This is a genomic window from Enhygromyxa salina (assembly GCF_002994615.1).
Lineage (GTDB): Bacteria > Myxococcota_A > Polyangia > Nannocystales > Nannocystaceae > Plesiocystis > Plesiocystis salina_A.
Genome location: NZ_PVNK01000058.1, coordinates 1 through 18,982, shown reverse-complemented (window position 1 = coordinate 18,982; position 18,982 = coordinate 1). Strand labels below are relative to the sequence as shown.

The 18,982-nt window shown below is 69.5% G+C and carries 18 protein-coding genes; 7 read left to right on the top strand and 11 right to left on the bottom strand.

All coding sequences use genetic code 11. From position 1 onward, the window contains the following. Positions 1-221 precede the first annotated feature (221 nt). From ENSA5_RS39685 to ENSA5_RS05365, 6 genes are all read right to left on the bottom strand, one after another. A complete protein-coding gene (locus ENSA5_RS39685) occupies positions 222-734 on the bottom strand; it encodes a zinc-binding dehydrogenase (RefSeq protein WP_181197399.1) in 513 nt (170 codons plus the stop codon). Then, the gene (locus tag ENSA5_RS37050) at positions 659-1,288 is read right to left on the bottom strand and encodes a hypothetical protein (protein ID WP_181197398.1); all 630 of its coding nucleotides are present in this window, start codon (positions 1,286-1,288) and stop codon (positions 659-661) included. The genes ENSA5_RS39685 and ENSA5_RS37050 overlap by 76 nt, the downstream gene beginning before the upstream one ends. A gap of 64 nt (positions 1,289-1,352) precedes the next feature. Then, complete coding sequence (locus ENSA5_RS05380; RefSeq protein ID WP_106390476.1) at positions 1,353-2,537, bottom strand: iron-containing alcohol dehydrogenase; 1,185 nt, start codon at positions 2,535-2,537, stop codon at positions 1,353-1,355. Between the two features lie 220 nt (positions 2,538-2,757). Further along, positions 2,758-4,119: a glutamine synthetase family protein gene (locus tag ENSA5_RS05375; RefSeq protein ID WP_106390475.1), complete on the bottom strand. Its 1,362-nt coding sequence runs from the start codon at positions 4,117-4,119 to the stop codon at positions 2,758-2,760. 20 nt (positions 4,120-4,139) lie between these two features. Further along, entirely contained in the window at positions 4,140-5,522 is a 1,383-nt protein-coding gene (locus tag ENSA5_RS05370; protein ID WP_106390473.1) for an aldehyde dehydrogenase family protein, read from the bottom strand. Between the two features lie 122 nt (positions 5,523-5,644). Further along, positions 5,645-6,034: a TraR/DksA family transcriptional regulator gene (locus tag ENSA5_RS05365; protein ID WP_181197397.1), complete on the bottom strand. Its 390-nt coding sequence runs from the start codon at positions 6,032-6,034 to the stop codon at positions 5,645-5,647. Between the two features lie 196 nt (positions 6,035-6,230). On the opposite strand from ENSA5_RS05365, the gene ENSA5_RS05360 reads away from it, so the two are divergent. Then, the gene (locus ENSA5_RS05360; RefSeq protein ID WP_106390469.1) at positions 6,231-6,911 is read left to right on the top strand and encodes a PilZ domain-containing protein; all 681 of its coding nucleotides are present in this window, start codon (positions 6,231-6,233) and stop codon (positions 6,909-6,911) included. Between the two features lie 72 nt (positions 6,912-6,983). On the opposite strand, the gene ENSA5_RS05355 is transcribed toward ENSA5_RS05360, so the two are convergent. Next, a complete protein-coding gene (locus ENSA5_RS05355) occupies positions 6,984-7,658 on the bottom strand; it encodes a head GIN domain-containing protein (RefSeq protein WP_106390467.1) in 675 nt (224 codons plus the stop codon). Between the two features lie 125 nt (positions 7,659-7,783). Here ENSA5_RS05355 and ENSA5_RS05350 point away from each other — a divergent pair, with 125 nt between their 5' ends. Both ENSA5_RS05350 and ENSA5_RS05345 read left to right on the top strand, forming a co-directional pair. Beyond that, on the top strand, positions 7,784-9,874 hold the full coding sequence (locus ENSA5_RS05350) for a dipeptidyl-peptidase 3 family protein (protein ID WP_106390465.1): 2,091 nt from the start codon (positions 7,784-7,786) through the stop codon (positions 9,872-9,874). A gap of 826 nt (positions 9,875-10,700) precedes the next feature. Next, positions 10,701-12,254: a YifB family Mg chelatase-like AAA ATPase gene (locus tag ENSA5_RS05345; RefSeq protein ID WP_106390464.1), complete on the top strand. Its 1,554-nt coding sequence runs from the start codon at positions 10,701-10,703 to the stop codon at positions 12,252-12,254. Positions 12,255-12,324: 70 nt separating this feature from the next. On the opposite strand, the gene ENSA5_RS05340 is transcribed toward ENSA5_RS05345, so the two are convergent. From ENSA5_RS05340 to ENSA5_RS05330, 3 genes are all read right to left on the bottom strand, one after another. Next, on the bottom strand, positions 12,325-13,161 hold the full coding sequence (locus ENSA5_RS05340) for a hypothetical protein (RefSeq protein ID WP_106390463.1): 837 nt from the start codon (positions 13,159-13,161) through the stop codon (positions 12,325-12,327). Positions 13,162-13,404: 243 nt separating this feature from the next. Beyond that, complete coding sequence (locus ENSA5_RS05335; protein WP_106390462.1) at positions 13,405-13,707, bottom strand: MGMT family protein; 303 nt, start codon at positions 13,705-13,707, stop codon at positions 13,405-13,407. Next, positions 13,704-14,807 (bottom strand): aminotransferase class I/II-fold pyridoxal phosphate-dependent enzyme, encoded by a 1,104-nt coding sequence (locus tag ENSA5_RS05330; RefSeq protein ID WP_181197396.1) that lies wholly within the window; start codon positions 14,805-14,807, stop codon positions 13,704-13,706. Before ENSA5_RS05330 ends, ENSA5_RS05335 begins: the two co-directional genes overlap by 4 nt. Positions 14,808-15,072: 265 nt before the next feature. Here ENSA5_RS05330 and ENSA5_RS05325 point away from each other — a divergent pair, with 265 nt between their 5' ends. Genes ENSA5_RS05325 through ENSA5_RS05310 form a run of 4 tightly spaced genes read left to right on the top strand, consistent with a single transcriptional unit; the run spans position 15,073 to position 18,406 of the window. Next, a complete protein-coding gene (locus ENSA5_RS05325) occupies positions 15,073-16,362 on the top strand; it encodes a DUF2332 family protein (RefSeq protein WP_181197395.1) in 1,290 nt (429 codons plus the stop codon). Between the two features lie 28 nt (positions 16,363-16,390). After that, the gene (locus ENSA5_RS37045; RefSeq protein ID WP_181197394.1) at positions 16,391-17,416 is read left to right on the top strand and encodes a hypothetical protein; all 1,026 of its coding nucleotides are present in this window, start codon (positions 16,391-16,393) and stop codon (positions 17,414-17,416) included. After that, positions 17,404-18,114, top strand: coding sequence for a tetratricopeptide repeat protein (locus tag ENSA5_RS05315; RefSeq protein ID WP_106390459.1), 711 nt, complete (start codon positions 17,404-17,406; stop codon positions 18,112-18,114). The genes ENSA5_RS37045 and ENSA5_RS05315 overlap by 13 nt, the downstream gene beginning before the upstream one ends. A 7-nt stretch (positions 18,115-18,121) precedes the next feature. Next, on the top strand, positions 18,122-18,406 hold the full coding sequence (locus tag ENSA5_RS05310; protein ID WP_106390458.1) for a hypothetical protein: 285 nt from the start codon (positions 18,122-18,124) through the stop codon (positions 18,404-18,406). Positions 18,407-18,409: 3 nt separating this feature from the next. On the opposite strand, the gene ENSA5_RS05305 is transcribed toward ENSA5_RS05310, so the two are convergent. Next, on the bottom strand, positions 18,410-18,841 hold the full coding sequence (locus tag ENSA5_RS05305) for a hypothetical protein (protein ID WP_146155351.1): 432 nt from the start codon (positions 18,839-18,841) through the stop codon (positions 18,410-18,412). Between the last annotated feature and the right edge of the window lie 141 nt (positions 18,842-18,982).

The window sequence follows — 18,982 nt, the reverse complement described above, 5'->3', positions numbered from 1 at the left end:
GAGCCAGGGGAGGGAGGGTGGCCCGGATCCGAGCCACCGGGGCCACCCGGGTCATCGAAGACCTCGGCGAACTCGTCGACCGGCGCCTGGTCGGCCAGGTTCATCCATGCCGGAGGCTCGAGATCCGGCGGATCAGGTCGAGGATCGTGCATTGCCATCCGGTATCGGCCACCGAACGGGGCCGTTGCAAGGGAATCGCCGGGTTCGACGAAAAAGTGAGATCACGGCCGCACGCGGGCGATGATCTCGCCGCGCGCCCGCCGAGTGCGGCTACGCGCGAGCGCATCGCGGACCTGCGCGAGCGGATCGACCGAGTCGATCGCCCCTCGGAGCGCGCCAGCGTCGACCGTCGCCGAGAATGCGCCGAGATCTCGCCCGCTCGCGCGGCACAGGACCCTGCGGACGACCTTCGGGCTGGGGCGCTGCGAGGGCGGCGCCGGCCGGCCGCGCGCCGAGTACCAGCAGATGCGCGGGGGTCCGCAGCTGATCCTCGACGTCGCGGACGCCAGGGCGGGGTCTGGACCGACACCCGTGGGAGGGACGACAGCGTCGGCGAGCGGTGGGAGGCCAAGGGCTGGGCGCTCGCCGTCGGGAAGAGATACCCGCTCGGGCTGCCGCTCGGGCTGCCGAGGGGGTCCCGAGCGCGAGCGCGAGCGTGTCAGTCCTTCCGGAGCTGGGCGTGGAAGCTGCCCGAGATTGACCTCGGCCCGTTCACACCACCGATCCCGGACCACTCGAGGGTGCCGTCGACGAAGTCCCCGTCGGCCTTGGTGATCTCGACCTTCGCGTCCTGCAGCAAGACGACCGTGGACTTCCCGAGCAGGTCGTTGACCACCTTCTTGGACGCTTCGTCGTCTTGTTCGGCCGCGGCCTTCTCGACCGCCTCCATGTCGACGGCGACGCCAGTGAAGTTCGAGTTGACCTTGTCGGTCGTGTAGCTCCCGGGGCCCTTGTAGTCTCGGACCAGGAGGGTCAGGGCCTCGCGCTGAGTCTTTCCGTTGATCTTCTGGCTTTGACTGGCGGTAATGCGCAGGTGTCCGTTGTCCTTGAGCTGGGCGCTGGCCCGCTGTGTGCTCCAGGCGCGCTCACCGAGTTGGAGCTTGACGTGGCCCTTGTCCTCGTCCTGCTTGGCCGCCTCCTGACCCTCGTCGCTCTTGTCGCTCTTGTCGCTCTTGTCGCTGGTGTCGCTCTTGTCGCTGGTGTCGCTCTTGTCGTCCTTGTCACAGCCCCCAGCGAGGGCCAGCGTTACGAGAGCGGGGAGCAGTCGGTGCAAACGGGTGATCGCCATGGCTCGGCCGTACCGAACCCTTGGCTTCGTTGTCAACCGAGGTGTGGAGGCAACAAGCTCGAGCTCAGGGCGAGAGATCGCCCTCGAGCGCCTTGATGAACACCCGCTCGCAGTCTCGTTCATCTGCGGGGATCGGGTTGCCGCCCATGCTCGGATCGGCCACCGCCAGCGGCGCGAGGTACTCGGCCATCGACTCCGAGAACCCGTCGACGCCCTCGAGCGTGTGCGGCAGCTCCAGGCGCCGCCGCAGCTCGATCATCCAGCCGAGGACCGCGTCGAAGCCCGTGCTCGCGACCGGGATCTCGAGCACCCGCGCGAGGGTGTCCATCTTGGTCTCGATCGCCTCGCGGTTGAACATCATCACGTAGGGCAAGAAGATCGCGTTGGCCGTCCCGTGGTGCACGTTCGTGGCCCCGCCGAGCGGGTGGCTGAGCGCGTGGACCAGCCCGAGCCCCTTTTGAAACGCGGTCGCGCCCATCGTCGCCGCCATCATCATGTGGGTCCGCGCGACGACGTCCTTGCCGTCCTCGAACACCGTCAGCAGGTTGTCTTTGATCAGGCGCATGCCCTCGAGCGCGATCCCGTCGGCCATCGGGTGGTAGCCCGGGGCGCAGAAGGCCTCGAAGCAGTGGGCGAGGGCGTCCATCCCGGTCGCGGCGGTCAGCTTGGCCGGCAGCCCGATCGTCAGGGCCGGATCCGCGATGACCAGCTCGGGCAGCATGCGCGGGTGAAAGATGATCTTCTTGCGGTGCTCGCTGTCGACGATGACCGAGGCGCGGCCGACCTCGGAGCCGGTCCCGGCGGTCGTCGGGATCGCGATCTTCGCCGGGATCTTGCTCGCGTCGATCCGCGTCCAGTTGTCGCCGACGTCCTCGTAGTCGAACACCGTGCCCTCGTTGCCGACCATCAGCGCGATGCACTTGCCGACGTCGAGGGCCGAGCCGCCGCCGACCATGACCACGCCGTCGGCGAGGTGCATCTTGTAGGCCATGACGCCCGCGCGGACGTCGTCACCGGTCGGGTTGGGCTGGACCTTGGAAAAGATCTTGGCCGCGAGATCCGCCGGCCGCGTCAGGTTGCGCTGGATCTCCGCGAACCACGGCAGCGCGACGATGCCCGGATCCGTGACCAGCAAGGGCCGCTTGATCCCGAGCGCCCGGCAGGCGTCGGGCAGCTCGCGGATCCGGCCGCGCCCGATCCGGTAGGGCGTGGGGTAGTTGAAATTGCCGACGGGGTCGTTGGTGCTCATGCGGGCGGCCTGACTGTGGTGCTCGATTTTTCGCGCGTTGCGCGTCCCATGGACGCAAAAACAAGGGTTCGACCACGGGTCTCGAGCCCCTTTAGGGCGCCACGCATCCCTTTGCGCGGCACATACCAGCCCACCGAGGGAGGGAGCGAAGCGACCGACCGACCGCGAAGCGGCCGTGCGTGGCAGAGTTGCTGACGCCTGTGGGGGTCATCTTTACTGACTAGATGATCTCGAAGTACCTGGCCAGGTCCCAGTCGGTCACGTGCTTGCGAGCCTGGCGGTCCTCCCAGGTGCGGGTCGCGGCGAAGTGCTCGACGAAGGCGTCTCCAAACAGCTCGCGCGTGACCTCGGACGCCGCGAACTTGCGGGTGGCCTCGCCGAGGGTGCTCGGCAGCGGCTCGGCGTCCTCGCCGGGATGGTCGTAGGCGTTGCCCACGACCGCAGGGGGCGCTTCGATGCGGTTCTCGATCCCCCATAGCCCGGTCGCGAGGGCCGCGCTCAGGGCCAGGTAGGGGTTCGCGTCGGCCGGGCCGATCCGGTACTCGCTGCGCGTGCCCGTGGCCCCGCCGGGGATCGCACGCAGCGCGGTGGTCCGGTTCTCGACCCCCCAGTTGGCGTGGGTCGGCGCCCACATGCCCGGGACCAGGCGGCGGTAGGCGTTGACCGTCGAGCAGATCATGGCCAGGACCTCGGGCATCAAGGTGACCTGCCCGCCGATGAACCAGCGCATGATCTGGGACATCCCCTCGCTGTCCTCGCCGTCGAAGAACAGGTTCTTGCCGGTCTCGCCGTCCTCGAGCGACACGTGAATGTGGCCGCTCTGGCCCGGGTAGTCGTCGCTCCACTTCGACATGAAGGTCGCCATCAGGCCCAGGCGCTGGGCCAGGATCTTGGTGAAGGTCTTGAACAGCGCGCCCGCGTCGGCAGCCGCGCGGATCTCGTCGTGACACAGCGCGGCCTCGAGCACGCCCGGCCCGGTCTCGGTGTGGAGGCCCTCGATCGGGCACTCGAGCTCGGTCATCGTCTCCATCAGGTCGTGATAGAGCTCCGCGTGGACCCCCGAGCGCAGCATCGAGTAGCCGAACATGCCGGGGGTCAGGGGCTCGAGATCGCGGTAGCCCTTGGCCCGCGCGCTCTCGGGCGTCTCCTTGAACATGAAGAACTCGTACTCGAGCGCGGCGCGGACGAAGAAGCCGAGCTTGGTCGCCTTGGCCACGCAGCGCCCGAGCAGCCGCCGCGGGCACACGGCCTCGTAGATGTCGCCGAACTGACCGATGACCAGGATCGTGTCGTCCTCGAGCGGGACCTTGCGGACCGAGCTCAGGTCGAGGGACACGGGCGCGTCGCGGTAGCCCGTGTGCCAGCCCGAGACCGTGGTGTTGTCGAACAGCTGGTCCTGGCTGTCCCAGCCCAGGACCACGTCGCAAAAGCCAAAGCCCTTGCGCAGCGCCGACTCGAACTTCTCGCGGTTCATGTACTTGCCGCGGAACACCCCGTCGATGTCGAACACGCCGACCTTGTGGAAGCGGATCGACTCGTCGTCGAGGTAGGAGATGAGCTGGTCGACGTCTTGAAAGTGCATGGCGGCTTCGATGATCTCGGTCAGCGACGAAAGTGCAAGGACTTGGGCCGGGTCAGCGCGCGCAGGCCCAGGTGCGAGAGCGAGACCCCGTGGCCGGAGTCCTTGACCCCGACCCAGGGCAGCTGGGGATCGAGGTAGTCGCAGCGGTTTTGAAACACCGTCCCGGCCTCGAGCTCGGCCGCGAGCTGGTCGACGATCGCGTCGTCGCGCGACCAGATCGAGGCCGTCAGCCCGTAGGCCGAGTCGTTCATCAGCGCGAGGGCGTGCTCGTGGTCGCGGACCTTGATCAGGCCGATCGCCGGGCCGAAGGTCTCGTCGCGCATCAAGGCCATCGAGTGATCGACGTCGACGAGGACCTTGGGCGCGAGGTAGCAGGGCGAGCGATCGGGGACCTCGAACTTGGAGTCGTCGATCAGCTGGCGCGCGCCGGCCTCGATCGCGGCCTCGACCTGGGCCGCGACCCGGGCGGCCGCGCGGGCGTTGACGACCGGGCCGAGGGTCGTGCCCGGGGCGAGGGGATCGCCGAGCTTCAGGGTGTGGGTCTGGGCCACGTAGGCCTCGACGAAGGCGGCCCAGATCTGCTCGTGGACGTAGATCCGCTCGACCGCGCAGCAGCTCTGGCCGGCGTTGTAGAACGCGCCCTCGACGAGGTTGGCCACGGTGAACTCGAGCTCGCAGTCGGGCAGGACCAGGGCCGGGTCCTTGCCGCCGAGCTCGAGCCCGACGCCGATGAAGTTGCGCGCGGCCGCGGCCCGGTAGACCTCGTGGCCGCCGCGGACCGAGCCCGTGAACGCGACCTGGTTGATCTTGCGGCTGTCGAGGGCCCGCGCCACGGTCTCGTGGCGGACCATGAAGTCGGTGACCAGGCCCGCGGGCGCCCCGGCCTCGGCGAAGCTCGCGGCCAGCTGGCGCCCGCACAGGGCCGTCTGGGGCGCGTGCTTGAGCAGGACCGCGTCGCCCGCGAGGACCGCCGCCGCGACCACGTTGATCGGCACGACCAGCGGGTAGTTCCACGCCGCGATGTTCAGGACCACGCCGACCGGCTCGTGGCGGATCGCCCGGTGAAAGCCGTCGAGCTCGGGCAGGAGCTCGTCGGCGAGGGCCGCGGGCGCGAGCGCGGCGAGGGCCTCGACCCGACCCCGCATGGTCCGGACCTCGCCCTGGGCCTCGGCGAGGGGCTTGCCCATCATCGTGGTGATCTCGCGGGTGTGTTGATCGAGCTTGGCCTCGTAGGCGTCGAGCATCCGCAGGCACAGCGCAGCGCGATCCTCGATGGGGCTGCGCCTCCACTCGCGCTGGGCCTCGCGGGCTCGATCGAGCGCGGCCATGGCCGCGGCGTCGTCGAGGTACTCGAACTCGTAGGCGACCTGGCCGTCGATCGGCGAGACGATTGGCTCGGGCATCCCGGCCAGTCTACCCGGCTTCTCGTCATCGTCTCTCAGGCTCGGGCCTGGGGCCCGACAACCTCGCTGCGCTCGGCCCCCCGGTCGAGGGAGGCTGTCTTCGGCGCATCTTCGGCGCAGCGTCAGCGGTAGTCCCTCAGGTTCTTGCGTCGGCCCGGCCTGTCGTCGCGCTCGCGCTTCTCCTGACAGGCCACGCACAGCACGACCCAGGGCATCAGCTCGATCCGGCGCGCCTTGATCGGCTCCTCGCAGTCCTCGCACAGGCCGAACTCCTCGGGGTCCTCGTCGATCAGCGCGAGCGCGTCGCGGATCTGTGCGAGGCGCTCGCCTCGCTCACGGTTGCGGTTCGACGCGATCGTCTGGGTCATCTCCGTCAGCGGCGCCTCGTCGTCGTCCGGCTGGCTGACCGCGTCGGTCCGCGCAGGCGGGATGTCGAGGCCGCCCTCGGCGGTGAGCTCGTCACGCAGCGAGACGAGGCGATCGCGCAGGCGCTTGCGGGTGGCGGCGTCCATGGCTCGATTGTCGCGCATGTTGGAGCCCGCGGCGCACCTTGGGCTGGGGCCGAGCGCCCGGCGAGCCCCTGAGCCCGACAAGAGCCGCGCAGCCCTGCGCGAGCAGGGCTCGGCCTGCGGGCGGTTCGCGCGGCGTGCCGGAGACCCTGAACTTGGCTAACCTTGGTGGCACGTGGGGCGTAGTGTGGATGCATCGATGACGGGCCGGTCGGGCGCTTCGTTCGCGCGAGTCGAGGGCCGCGTGCTGCGGATGCAGGCCGACGAGCGCCTGGCGACGATGCTGCGCGTGGCCGAGTCCGCAGCCGACGGCGGCGTGTTGTCGGTGCCCTCGCGCGAGTCCGTCGCGGCCGGCGACGCGATCCGCGTCGAGGTCAGCTTCGGCGCGATGGCCGACGAGATCGTCCTGCGCGGGGCCGTCGAGGGGACGACGCCGCGCGGGGATCGGGCGCCGTTGGTCGTCATCCGGATCGCCAAGGTCCACGCCGCCCGGGTCCGCTACGTCCACCAGGTCCTGACGAGCGGCCGCGAGGCCACGGCCCGCTCCTCGCGTCGCGTCCGCGCCGACATTCAGGCCACCTGGTACTGGGGCCTCGGCTCTCACGCCACGCGGCTGAGTGACATCAGCAAGGGCGGCGCCTTCATCCGCAGCGGCGCGCCGCCCTCGACCGGGAGCGAGCTCGAGCTCGAGCTCAACGACAGCATGGTTCAGAGCGACGGCGCGGGCAGCCTCCGGATCGAGGCGACCGTGGCCTGGGTCGGTCGCAACCAGGGCGCGCGCGGCTTCGGCGTGAAGTTTCGGATCCTCGATCGAATCGTCGCCTCACGCATCGCCGCCCTCGTCCGCTGGCACGAGCGCGAAGCCGGCCTGGTCGATTAGTTCCTCCGCCTTCTTCGCCACGCCCGATGCCCCGGGAGCTGTGACGCCCCGGGAGCTGTGAGAGCGCTTGATTCAGCGCGAGCCAGGCTCGATGCTGCCGGCGCCGGAGACCTGCTTGTTGACCTCGCCGGGGTCGCCCCAGTAGCGGACCTTGCCCGCCCCAGAGATCTCGGCGTCGAGGCGCTCCGAGGCCCAGACCTCGACGTCGCCGGCCCCCGAGAGATCGAGCTCGATGGTCTTGGCCTCGAGGTCGTGGGCTTTGAGGTGGCTGGTGCCGGAGCTGTCGATCTCGAAGCGATCGACCGAGCCGGAGATCGTCGAGTCGCTGGCCCCGGACAGCTCGAGCTCGAAGCGCTCGCCGTGGACGCCCTCGACCTCGATGTTCGCGGCGCCGCTGGCCTCGAGCTCGGTCAGCGAGCTCACCCAGACCTCGATCTTCATCGGCTCCTTGGGGCGGACCATCCAGTGGTCGAGGCTGACGTCGAGCTCGCCGCCGCTCACCCTCGTCACGATCTCGGGCACGATGTTGTCGTCGCCGCTGACCTCGACCTTCTGGGCGGCGCCGGGGTCGACGTGGACGATGAGACTGAAGGCCCCGCCGAGCTCGATCGCGTCGAACTCGTCGAGCGCGCGGGTCTCGGTCATGGCGGTGCCGCTGCCGCGCAGCGAGCAGGCGCTGAGGCTCAGGACCCCGACCAGGCCTGCGAGGGTGAGGATCCGATGATGGGTGGCTCGAGTGCTGTGCATGGCGGCTTCGGACGCCAACGTACTCACTGAACAGGCGCGGATTCCAGCCCTGCAAGTGAGCCAACCCGGCAAAATCCGCGGGGCAGAGGGTAGACGCGGGCCGCCGTCGATGGCACCGATCCCGCATGCGTCCGTCCGCTCTTCGTCGCTGCTACCTTCCCCTGGCCCTCGCGCTCCTGGCCTGCAAGCCCGAGCCGGCCTCGAGGCAGCCCGACGCGACGCCTGCCGACAGCGCCGAGGCGACCACCGCCGAGGCCGACGACTTCGAGTGGACCGCCGACCGCTTCGCCGACATCCAGGTGCTGCGCTACCAGGTCCCGGGCTTCGACGAGCTCGACCTCCAGCGCAAGCAGCTGCTCTACTACCTCTACGAGGCCGCGCTGTCGGGCCGCGACATCGTCTACGACCAAAAATTCGCCGGCAACCTCGCGATCCGGCGGACCCTCGAGGCGATCTTGACCAGCGGCCAGGGCGAGGGCGCCGAGCTCGAAGCGCTCGAGGTCTACGCCAAGCGGGTGTGGTTCTCGAACGGGATCCACCACCACTACTCGGGCCGCAAGCTCGAGCCGGGCTTCTCGCGCGAGTGGTTCGAGGCCACGGTCCGCGGCCTCGATCCGGCCACGCTGCCCCTGGCCGAGGGCGAGAGCGTCGATCAATTCCTGGCCAAGCTCGGGCCGATGATCTTCGACCCCGCGGTCGCGGCCAAGCGGACCAACCGTGACGAGGGCGCCGACCCGGTCGCCGACTCGGCCAACAATTTTTACGGCGAGGGCGTGACCGCCAAGGACGTCGAGGCCTTCTACAAGAAGCTCGGCGACCCCAAGGACCCGACCCCGGTCTCCTGGGGGCTCAACTCCAAGCTGGTCAAAGAAGGCGGCGAGCTGGTCGAGAAGACCTGGTACGCCGAGGGCATGTACGGCCCCGCGATCAAGGAGATCGTCGGCTGGCTGGTCAAGGCCCGCGGGGTCGCCGAGAACGACAAGCAGCGCGCGGTGCTCGAGAAGCTGATCGCCTACTACCAGTCCGGCGACCTGGCCAAATTCGACGCCTACAACATCGCCTGGGTCACCGACACCGAGTCGCAGGTCGACACCGTCAACGGCTTCATCGAGGTCTACGACGACGCGCTCGGCTACCGCGGGTCCTGGGAGTCGGTCGTCTCGTTCAAGGACCAGGAGGCGACCAAGCGGATCGCGACGATCTCCGAGCAGGCCCAGTGGTTCGAGGACAACTCGCCGCTGCTCGACGCCCACAAGAAGAAGGACGTCGTCGGGATCTCGGCCAAGGTCATCACCGTCGTCGTCGAGGGCGGCGACGCGGCCCCGAGCACGCCGATCGGCATCAACCTGCCCAACGCCAACTGGATCCGCGCGAACCACGGCAGCAAGTCGGTCAACCTCGGCAACATCGTCGAGGCCTACGACATGGGCAAGGGCAGCGGGGTCCTCGAGGAGTTCACCTTCGACGAGGCCGAGCTCGCCCGGGCCAAGGAGCACGGCGCCCTCGCCCACAAGCTCCACGTCGACATGCACGAGGTCATCGGCCACGCCTCGGGCCAGATCGAGCCCGGCGTCGGCACGCCCAAAGAGACGCTCAAGAGCTACGCCAGCGCGCTCGAGGAGGGCCGCGCCGACCTCGTCGCGCTCTACTACGCCATGGATCCGCGCCTCGTCGAGCTCGGGCTGATGCCCTCGGTCGAGGTCGGCATGGCCGAGTACGACTCGTACATTCGCGGCGGGCTGATGGTCCAGCTCTCGCGCCTCGAGCTCGGCGAGCAGGTCGAGGAGTCGCACATGCGCAACCGCCAGATGATCGCCGCCTGGGCCTACGAGAAGGGCCAGGCCGACAAGGTCATCGAGCGCAAGTCGAAGGACGGCAAGACCTACTTCGTGATCAACGACTACGCCAAGCTGCGCGTGCTGTTCGGTGAGCTCCTGCGCGAGATCCAGCGGATCAAGTCACAAGGTGACTACGAGGCCGGCAAGGCGCTGATCGAGACCTACGGGGTCAAGGTCGACCGCGCGCTCCACGAGGAGGTCAAGCGTCGCTACGACGCCCTCGATGTCGCGCCCTACAGCGGCTTCGTTCAGCCGAAGTTGGTCCCGGTGATGGAGGGGGATCAGATCACGGACGTGGTCATCGAGTATCCGACCGACTTCCGGGCCCAGATGCTGGAGTACGCCGACCGCTACTCCTTCCTCCCGACCTGGAATTAGTTTAGACCCCCGCGGCCGGCCTGCACTTTGCCACGCACGGCCGCAAGCGGCCGGTCGCTCGTTCCTCGCTCGGTGGGCTGGTATGAGCTTCGCCCGGGTCTGTGTGGCCCCCTAAAGGGGGCTGTTTTAGACCCCCGCGGCCATCTGCGGCTGTTTTAGACCCCCGCGGCCGTCTGCGACTTTGCCACGCACGGCCGCAAGCGGCCGGTCGCTCGTTCCTCGCTCGGTGGGCTGGGATGAGCTGTTTTAGACCCCCGCGGCCGGCCTGCACTTTGCCACGCACGGCCGCAAGCGGCCGGTCGCTCGTTCCTCGCTCGGTGGGCTGGGATGAGCTTCGCCCGGGTCTGTGTGGCCCCCTAAAGGGGGCTGTTTTAGACTCCCGCGGTCGCGGGGCTGTTTTAGACCCCCCGCGGCCGGTCGCGGGGCTGTATTAGACCCCCGCGGCCGTCTGCGACTTTGCCACGCACGGCCGCAAGCGGCCGGTCGCTCGTTCCTCGCTCGGTGGGCTGGTATGAGCTTCGCCCGGGTCTGTGTGGCCCCCTAAAGGGGGCTGTTTTAGACCCCCCGCGGCCGGTCGCGGGGCTCCCAGTCCGCGTTATCCACAGGTGATCGGAAGCTGTGGATGAAATCTTCCATGTGGTTGATATTCTTATGTAAATGGGGGATTTTGACCTGTGGTTGAGTGGCCCGGTTTGGGGACGCGAGGGTGGCTCGGCGGCGGGCCGGGTGGCTCGCTGGTGGGCCGCTCGCAGCTCCTCGGGACTCGCAAGCTCGCGGGATCACGCGATTGTTCGATCGGCATGGGCATCGCAACTCCTGGCTTGCGATGCTCAGCCACAGCTACACCGCGGGGATCCTCGGCGTCGAGGGTTATGTGATCACTGTCGAGGCCGATGTCGGGGTCGGGCTGCCGTGCCTGACGATCGTCGGCCAGCTCAGCGGGGCGCTCCACGAGGCGCGCGAGCGAGTGCGGGCGGCGCTCGACAACTGCGGCCAGCCGATCCCGCCGCGCAAGCAGATCGTCAACCTCGCTCCGGCCGAGCAGCGCAAGGACAGCCCGGGCTGCGACCTCGCGATCGCGTGCGCGCTGCTGGCAGCTCACGGCGTCGTCCCGGCCGACAGCCTCGCGGGCACGATGCTGTGGGGCGAGCTGGCCCTCGACGGGGTCCTGCGTCCGGCCACGGGCACCCTGGTCGTGGCCGATACGGCGCGGCAGCACGGCTTTCGCCGGATCATCGTGGCCGAGGCCAGCGCCCGCGAGGCCGCGATGATCCCGGGCCTCGAGGTCGTCCCGGTCCGGGATCTACCCGGCCTGGTCACGGCGCTGCGCGGTGAGCAGGAGCTGCGCTCTTGCGATCATGCCGCGGCGCCCTCGGTCGCGGCGGGGCTGCCCGGGCCTGGCCCCGACCTGTCCGATGTCCGCGGCCTCGCGCTGCCGCGGCGCGCGCTCGAGATCATGATCGCGGGCGGTCACAACCTCCTGCTCCACGGTCCGCCCGGCGTCGGCAAGACCATGCTCGCCCGGCGGATCCCCGGCCTGCTGCCGCCGCTCGAGCACGAGGACGCCCTCGAGGTGACCAAGATCCACGGCGTCGCGCGGCGGCAGATCCCCGACGGGCTGATCTCCCGGCCGCCGGTTCGGATGCCGCATCACACCGTCAGCGTCGCGGGCCTGCTCGGCGGTGGCAACCCGCCGCGGCCCGGCGAGGTCAGCCTCGCGCATCGCGGCGTGCTGTTCCTCGACGAGCTGCCCGAGTTCCCGCGCGCGTGTGTCGAGGGCCTGCGCGAGCCGCTCGAGGACGGCGCCGTGTCGATCGTCCGGGCTCGCTACGCGCTGAGCTACCCGGCGCGCTTTCAGCTCATGGCGACCATGAACCCGTGCCCCTGCGGTTTCCTGGGCCACCCCGAGCGCGTGTGTACCGACAGCCCGGCCGCGGTCCAGCGCTACCAGGGCCGCGTGTCCGGGCCCTTCATCGATCGCATCGATCTGGTCGTCCCGGTCACCCCGCTCACGCGCGAGGAGCTCGCGGCCGCCGAGTTCGGCGAGTCGAGCGCGACCGTCCGCGAGCGGATCCTCGTCGCGCGCGCTCGCCAGCGTGTGCGCCTGGCCGACAGCCCCTGGGCCAACAACGCCCAGATCCCCGCGACCGGCAAGGCGATCGAGCACCTGTGTCCGCTGACCAAAGACGCCCACTTGCTGCTGCTGGGGCTCGCCCGGCGGCGAAATCTCAGCATGCGCGCGGTCCATCGCCTGCGCCGCGTCGCCCGAACCATCGAGGATCTCGACGAGCAGGCAGATCCGAGCGCGCCGATCTCCGTCGACGCCGTGGCCCTCGCCGCCCGCATGCGTCGCCTGCCCGACACCCTGACGAGCGAGTGAGCATCGCGCGACAAAAGCAAAGAGGCCGGCGAGTTGCCGGCCTCTTTGTGAGGTTGAGCGCGAGCTCAGCTCAGATCACGCAGGTCGAGCCGACCAGGCTCCCGGTCTCGATGACGAACTCGCCGGCCTGGCAGGTGCCCTCGTCGCAGTCGTCGTCGGTGTTGCACTCACCGCAGGCGCCGACCTCGGCCAGGCCCTCGATGTCGATCGTGGAGCAGATCCCGCTCCCACAGGCTTCGTCGCCGTTGCCCTCGAGCTTGCAGTAGCTGTCCTGGGGCAGGCTGTTGGCCTCGATGCAGGTGTTCTCGCCGCTGAAGTCCTCGACGCTGACGACCGGAGCGCAGATCTGGTCCGTGCAGTCGTTGTCAGAGGCACACTGGCCGCAGGTGTCCATCGTGATCAGACCCCCGACCAGGCTCAGGACGTTGCCGCAGCTCAGCCCCTCCATGCAGACGTCGTCGGTCTCACAGCCACCGCCGGCCTCGCCCATGTTGCAGGTCGAGCCGTTGTTCTCGAACGGGTTGGGGGCCGTGCAGCCACCCTCGGAGCAGTCGGCGTCCTCGTTGCACTCGCCACACTGGCCGCCGAGGAGGGGCACGATGTAGCAGTTCCCCGACAGGCACTCGCCGTCGGAGGTGCAGGTCGCTCCGTTGGGAGCGTCGCCGCCGGTGTCGCCGTCGCCGTCGCCGGTGTCACCATCGCCGTCTCCGGTGTCGCCGTCGCCGTCTCCAGTTTCGGTGTCGCCCTGGTCGCCGGTGCCGGACTCGTCGCCGTCTCCGTCACCCGTGGTGTCGGTGTCGCCGAAGGCGCCGTCGTCGTCGCCCGGGTCCTTGGCGCATCCAACAGGAGCGAGCGCGAGGCCGAGGCAGGCAAGGAGCGAAAAAATGTAGGGGGTTTTGTTAGTCACAGCGAAAATTCTCCTCACGTCGCAGAGCTAGGACGTTAGTCGTGGATACTGCGGGATGGGGTCCCAGGTCGAGAGATTTGCAAAGATCGCCGGCGCTTCTGGAGCACAATGGCCACTGAACGCTACTCATGAGGTTTTGCGCCGGGTTTTTGGCTCTTGCGGGTTTTCTCGCGTCTGACCTCGCCGCGGCCGCGCGACCCCGCCGCTGGGCGGGAGACCCTCGCTGCATGCAACACACGCGCGTTAGGCGAGGACGCCGAAGCGGCGCATGTCGATCTTGCCGCTCGCGCTGAAGCTCACGCCCTCGCGCTCGAGCAAGCGGCGCTGGCGGGCTCCGGCATCGTCCGGGAGGCTGATCTCGCCGCGCGCGTTGACGACGCGTTGCCACGGGACCTCGCTTCCGGGGGGCAGATGCGACAGCACACGGCCGACGAGCCGCGCCCGGCCTGGCAACCCGGCGAGCTCTGCGACCTGACCGTAGCTGGCGACGCGACCGCGAGGGATCGCCTCGACCGTCGCGCAGATCGCTAGCCAGTCGCTGTTCAACTCACCGCTCGGCCAAGCTCGAGGTCATCGAGCGCCGCGGAGAAGGTGGCCAGCGCCTGCTCGAGCTGATCGAGGGGGAGGTTGAAGCTCACCCGCACGGAGCCTGGCGCCTCGAACATTGTTCCGGGCACGACTTGAGTCCCGTAGCGCTCCCGCAGATGGCGGGCGAAGTCGAGGTCGGCGGTCAGCTCCGGGAGCCGAACCAGGCCGGTCTGCCCGGCTGAAGGCGGCACCCATCCGACCCGCGGCTCATCCGCGAGCCAGCGATCCATGACCGCCCGGGCCTGCTCGATCGTCGATGTCGCCCGGCTCGCGAGCTCGTCTGCGCCGCGGACGACTTGGGTTGCGACTGCGAGCGAGGCCAGCGGCGGGTCGACGTGGAAGTAGTGGCTGGCGCTGCGAAGGGCCTGGGCGGCCTCGAGGTCTCGCGTGACCACCCACCCGGCGCGCAGGGCCGAGAAGCCGAAGGCCTTGGTCGAGGACGACCAGCTGATCCCGTTTGGGATCGCCACGCAGGCCGGCCGCCAGGGATGGGTCTCGCCGCTCGGGTCGAAGGCGAAGTCGAGGTAGACCTCGTCGACGAGCACGACGGCGCCGACGCGCGCGGCCATCTCGCCGATCGCCTCGAGCGTGGAGGTCTCGACCGCGACGCCCGAGGGGTTGTGGAGGCTCGACAGGATCACGGCCCGGGTCTTGGGCGTCAGGAGGCGCGCGAGCCGGTCGGGGAGGGGCTCCCAGCGCTCGTCGACCATGCGCTCGAGCCTCGACACGCTCAGCCCGAGCATCTCGGGCACGCGGTGGAGCGGCTCGTAGGTCGGGCGCTCGACGATCACGTGGTCGCCGGGTCGAGCGAGCGTGAACAAGACCTGGGTGATCGCCTGGCTGGCGCCGAGGGTCGGGACCACGCACTCCGGCGCGAGGCCGTAGCGCTCGGCGACCGCGCCCACGAACGCCTCGGTCAGCGCTTGACGATTGTCACGCCGGCTCAGCTCCGCGAGGGTCAGCCCGCTGTCGAGCTCCCACTCGGGGCTCAGAGAGGCCGGGCCGCAGGAGTCGGGGACCCCGCTCGCGGTCAGATCCCAGCGCGCATCGGTGGGCACTGTTTGCGCCCACACGAGATAGTCGACAGGTCGCAACCGGCCCTTCACGGTCGCGCGATCGTTTCAGAACTCGCCATCCCTCGCAAGCGCGCGGGGTTCGGCCAGAGCGGAGCTCGGAGCGCGGTCGCCCCGCGAATCCGCCCCTGTCGTGTTCTGGACTGTTCTGAAGTCAGCCTGAGTGACTTTCACTGGGATCCGCCGGGCTCCCCCTCGCGAATTTTCGGGTCTTGACGCAGGGCCTGGGCTCCCTTGGGCGATGCTGGCAATGATGGTAGACGGAGGGATGCTCAAGGATCCGGCGTGGGAACGCCACCGGTCGAGCTTGGCAGTGCAGGCGGGCTTCGTCCGCAGCTACTCGCCGCTGACCGCCGCGTTGCTCGAGCAGGCGGTCGAGTGGCTCGACGATCCCGAAGGTCGGGGTCGTGAGCTCGGTGATCCCGCCGCCGTGCGCGAGGTCTGCGAGCGCCTCGTCGGGCTCCTGATCGAGGAGGAGATCGAGGGCATCGACACCGGCTGGATCGATGATCTCCAGCCGGCGCTACGGCTCAACGCCGTCCTTCACTGGTACGTCCTCCAAGGCGATCCTCGCGTCGAGGAGCTGCGCCCCTACTTTGCGACCGTGGCCGATGGCCAGGGCGAGCGCGCGCGCAAGCCGAGCGACGACGAGTTTCCCCGCCGCTTGCTCTCGGCGGTCAAGTCCGTCGGCGACGAGCTGTTCGAGCGCACCCGCGGCTGGCGGGTGTTCACCAACGAGACCTCCCGGGGGCTGGCCTGGCTGCTGCCCGCGGTGCTCGTCGCCGCCGAGGGCGTGCACCTCGTCGAGCTCGGATCCTCGATCGGGCTCAACCTCTACGCCGAGCAGCGTCGCTACGACCTGGCCTGGACCGCGAGCAAGCGCCTCCGCGTCGGCCGGGGCCACGACGATCAATTTTTGACGGTGTGCGCTGGCGAGATGCCCGAGCTCGAAGGCTTCAGCGAGGCCGAGCTGCGCGGGCCCGAGGTCCTGACCCGCGTCGGCGGCGACGAGAACCCCGCCCTGCTCGAGCGGGCCGAGTTCGCCAGCCACCTCGAGGCCTGCGTCTGGGGCGACCAGCGGCGGCGCCTCGATCGTCTGCGCGAGGGCATGGCCATCCACCGCGGCGCGGCCGAGCGCGGCCTCGAGCCCGCGAAGATCCTCCCCCTCGAGCTGCCCGGCGAGCTCGGTGAGTTCTTGACCAAGGCCGTGCCGAGTCACCCCGAGGTCCCCGTCGTCGCCTACAACACCTACGCGACGGCCTACCTCAGCGACGTCAACCAGCGCGCGGTCGCCCGCGACATGCGGAGCTTCGCGCGCAGCTGGAGCTTGCGGCACAAGCTCCCGTGGATGTGGGTGCGCTTCGAGCCTCCGCGCGTTGGCGGGGTCGCGCCGCACCCGGGCTGGTGCCAGTGGATCGTCGAGTTGTTCAGCGGCCCGAAGCACAAGGTCATCGAGCTCGGGTGGGCTCACCCGCACCTGATCCGCGCGCAGTTCGGCCCTGGTTTGTCCGAGCTTCGGGGCTTGCGGGATCGACGATGACCAGGTGCGGTGGGGTGAACGAGGGACGATGCGCGGACTGAAGGCGACCTTGCTCGGGCTGGCGCTGGCCTGCGCGCTGGGCTCGGCGCTCAGCTGCGGCGCCGCGGGCGATCAGGTCGAGCTGCGCTTGTTTCCGTGCGAGTTCGAGGGCATCGAGCCGCGGGCGGTCGTTGTCGAGATCACCGGCTTCGACGCCGACGGGGCCGTCGTCGAGAGCTTCGAGGTTGGCTTCGACGACATCGCCGCCGCGGTCTTTGACGACGGCTACGCCACGGTCGGCTATCGCAGCGACGCGGCCGTGGTCACGGCGCGCGTTCGGGTTGGGTGGTTCTCGCGGCCCGAGTCGGGGACGATCGCCGAAGCCGAAGCCGTCGCGGTCTACGAGTCCCAGACCGTCCCGGCTCACGGGCAAGTGCTGAGCCTGGGCGCGACGGCCGGCGACTGTGCCGAGCTCGCGGGCGACGGCGACGGTGACACGGGCGACGGCGACACGGGCGACGGCGACGGTGACACGGGCGACGGCGACGGTGACACGGGCGACGGCGACGGCGACACGGGCGACGGCGACGGCGACGGCGACACGGGCGACGGCGACGGCGACACGGGCGACGGCGATGGCGACACGGGCGACGGCGACGGTGACACGGGCGACGGAGATGGCGACACGGGCGACGGCGACGGCGACCCCATCGACCTCCCGATGATCGGTGATCCGTGCGACGGGTTGTTTGCCTTCCAGTGCGTCCCCGAGCTCAACGGTGACGCGGGCACGGCCCTGCGCTGTCAAAACGACGAGCTGACCGCAACCGACAACTTCGCCTTCGCCTGCGACGGTCTGTGCCCCGACAACGTCGGGACCCCGGTCGAGGCCTGCGCTGGCCTCGGGACGCCCGCGCAGTGCCTGTGCGAGCCGCCGGTGGCCGAGGGCTGTGATCAGGTCACGCTCGGCTGTACGGGCGACGGCCACATCAAGCTGTGTTTCAACGGCGTCGTCGTGATCGGGACCTGCAACAACTGCTCGATGATGGGCGGGTACTACACATGCAGCCGTTGACCCGCTCGCTGCTAGCGGTCCCGCTCGCCCTGACGATGGCCCTGCTCGCGCCGAAGGCTGCCGCGAGCCCCTTCTCAGTCCCCACCTATCAGGTCCGGGCCGCGGATGCCCCGGCCGAAGAGGGCGACAGCGATCCCATGGTCGTCGAGGCCAAGGCCGAGTATCGCGCTGGCAGCGACGCCTACGCCCTCGGCAAGTACGAGGTCGCGGTCAGCCACTTCGAGCGCGCCTACGAGCTCTCGCAAGAGCCCGCGCTGCTGTTCAACCTCGGTCAGTCCTACACCCGCTGGTACGACATCTCGAACGACGTCGAGCATCTCAAAAAAGCGCGCCGTCTCTACGAGAACTACGTGCTCAACGTCGGCGCGACGGAGCTCGACGAGGCCGGCCAGGCCGACGCCCGGGCCGACGCCCAGCGCCGCATCGCCGAGGTCGACCGCCGGATCTCGGAGCACAAGAACCCTTCGACGGAGCCCAACAACCCTTCGACGGAGCCCGTCGACGACAAGGGCGACAAGCCGGTCCACAAGAAGGCCTGGTTTTGGCTCACGATCGTCGGCGGCCTGGCCGTGATCGGTGGCGTCACCGCCGCCGTCGTGCTCACCACTCGTCCAGGCGGCTTCGAGCCCGAGCTCGGGACCATTGGCAGCGGCGGCGGAGCCCCGCGCCAGGGCGGCGGCCTGACCCTGCATTTCTAGGAGTCTAATGGAGCCCTCGAGCCGCGATCTTCACCCCCGCACCGGCGCGCGCTTCGTGTTCGATCGCGCGCCGGGCGAGTCCCCCCGCTACGCCGTCACGATCTACTTGCCGGGCACCGAGCGCTGGTCCGGCCGCCTGTCGTGGATCGACGAACGCGCCGAGCTCGAGCCCGACCAGGGCCAGGCGCCGGTCAACGCCGAGCCCTACACCTGGGCCCACGCCGAGGCCCTCAAGCTCGCCCGCGTGCTCCACCGCGCCCCCCGCCAGCACATGGTCCGCTGGCGCGGCTAAATTTTAGAAGGTGCAGACACAGCTCGCGGGCTCCGCCTCGGTCGGTTGCTCGCAGCCGCCCCCCGTGAAGCCGGGCCCAAACGCCCCGAGCTCCCCGCACAGCCGAGAGCAGCGGTCGATCGTCCGCCGGCCCCACACGCAGGTGTCGATGATGTCCTCGTCAACGCAGATCCCGCCGAAGTCCTCGACCTCGCAGGGGCTCCCCGGCCCAAAGCTGCACAAAAAATCCGGCCCCGGCAGGCAGCCGTAGGCGAACTCGAACCCATCGGCCAGACACGCAAAGGTCGCGTACCCCGGGACCTCGACCCAGCGGGCTCCGTTGCAGGCCCAGACCCCCGCCTCACCCGGCTCGGGACTCCCAGGATCCCCCTCGGGGTCGATCACACAGCGCAGCTCCTCGACCTGCTCTTCGTCACAAGCTTCGTCGGGCCCCACCACCGGTATCCCCCCGTCCTGCGTCTCGCTCCCCGCCCCAGCACAACACTCAAACGACTCGAGCCCCCCCGCGCACCACTCGTACCCGTCCTCGCAAGCGCACGAGTAGTCCCCAATCGTCACGCTGTGCGATCCCGGCTC

Excerpts from the sequence above, each read along its gene's own strand:
- ENSA5_RS05375 (WP_106390475.1), bottom strand. The coding sequence starts at position 4,119 with ATGCACTTTCAAGACGTCGACCAGCTCATCTCCTACCTCGACGACGAG.
- ENSA5_RS05310 (WP_106390458.1), top strand. The coding sequence starts at position 18,122 with ATGGAGCCCTCGAGCCGCGATCTTCACCCCCGCACCGGCGCGCGCTTC.
- ENSA5_RS05355 (WP_106390467.1), bottom strand. The coding sequence starts at position 7,658 with ATGCACAGCACTCGAGCCACCCATCATCGGATCCTCACCCTCGCAGGC.
- ENSA5_RS05350 (WP_106390465.1), top strand. The coding sequence starts at position 7,784 with ATGCGTCCGTCCGCTCTTCGTCGCTGCTACCTTCCCCTGGCCCTCGCG.
- ENSA5_RS05380 (WP_106390476.1), bottom strand. The coding sequence starts at position 2,537 with ATGAGCACCAACGACCCCGTCGGCAATTTCAACTACCCCACGCCCTAC.
- ENSA5_RS05345 (WP_106390464.1), top strand. The coding sequence starts at position 10,701 with ATGCTCAGCCACAGCTACACCGCGGGGATCCTCGGCGTCGAGGGTTAT.
- ENSA5_RS05365 (WP_181197397.1), bottom strand. The coding sequence starts at position 6,034 with ATGGACGCCGCCACCCGCAAGCGCCTGCGCGATCGCCTCGTCTCGCTG.
- ENSA5_RS05315 (WP_106390459.1), top strand. The coding sequence starts at position 17,404 with ATGCAGCCGTTGACCCGCTCGCTGCTAGCGGTCCCGCTCGCCCTGACG.
- ENSA5_RS05325 (WP_181197395.1), top strand. The coding sequence starts at position 15,073 with ATGATGGTAGACGGAGGGATGCTCAAGGATCCGGCGTGGGAACGCCAC.
- ENSA5_RS37045 (WP_181197394.1), top strand. The coding sequence starts at position 16,391 with ATGCGCGGACTGAAGGCGACCTTGCTCGGGCTGGCGCTGGCCTGCGCG.
- ENSA5_RS37050 (WP_181197398.1), bottom strand. The coding sequence starts at position 1,288 with ATGGCGATCACCCGTTTGCACCGACTGCTCCCCGCTCTCGTAACGCTG.
- ENSA5_RS05370 (WP_106390473.1), bottom strand. The coding sequence starts at position 5,522 with ATGCCCGAGCCAATCGTCTCGCCGATCGACGGCCAGGTCGCCTACGAG.
- ENSA5_RS05360 (WP_106390469.1), top strand. The coding sequence starts at position 6,231 with ATGACGGGCCGGTCGGGCGCTTCGTTCGCGCGAGTCGAGGGCCGCGTG.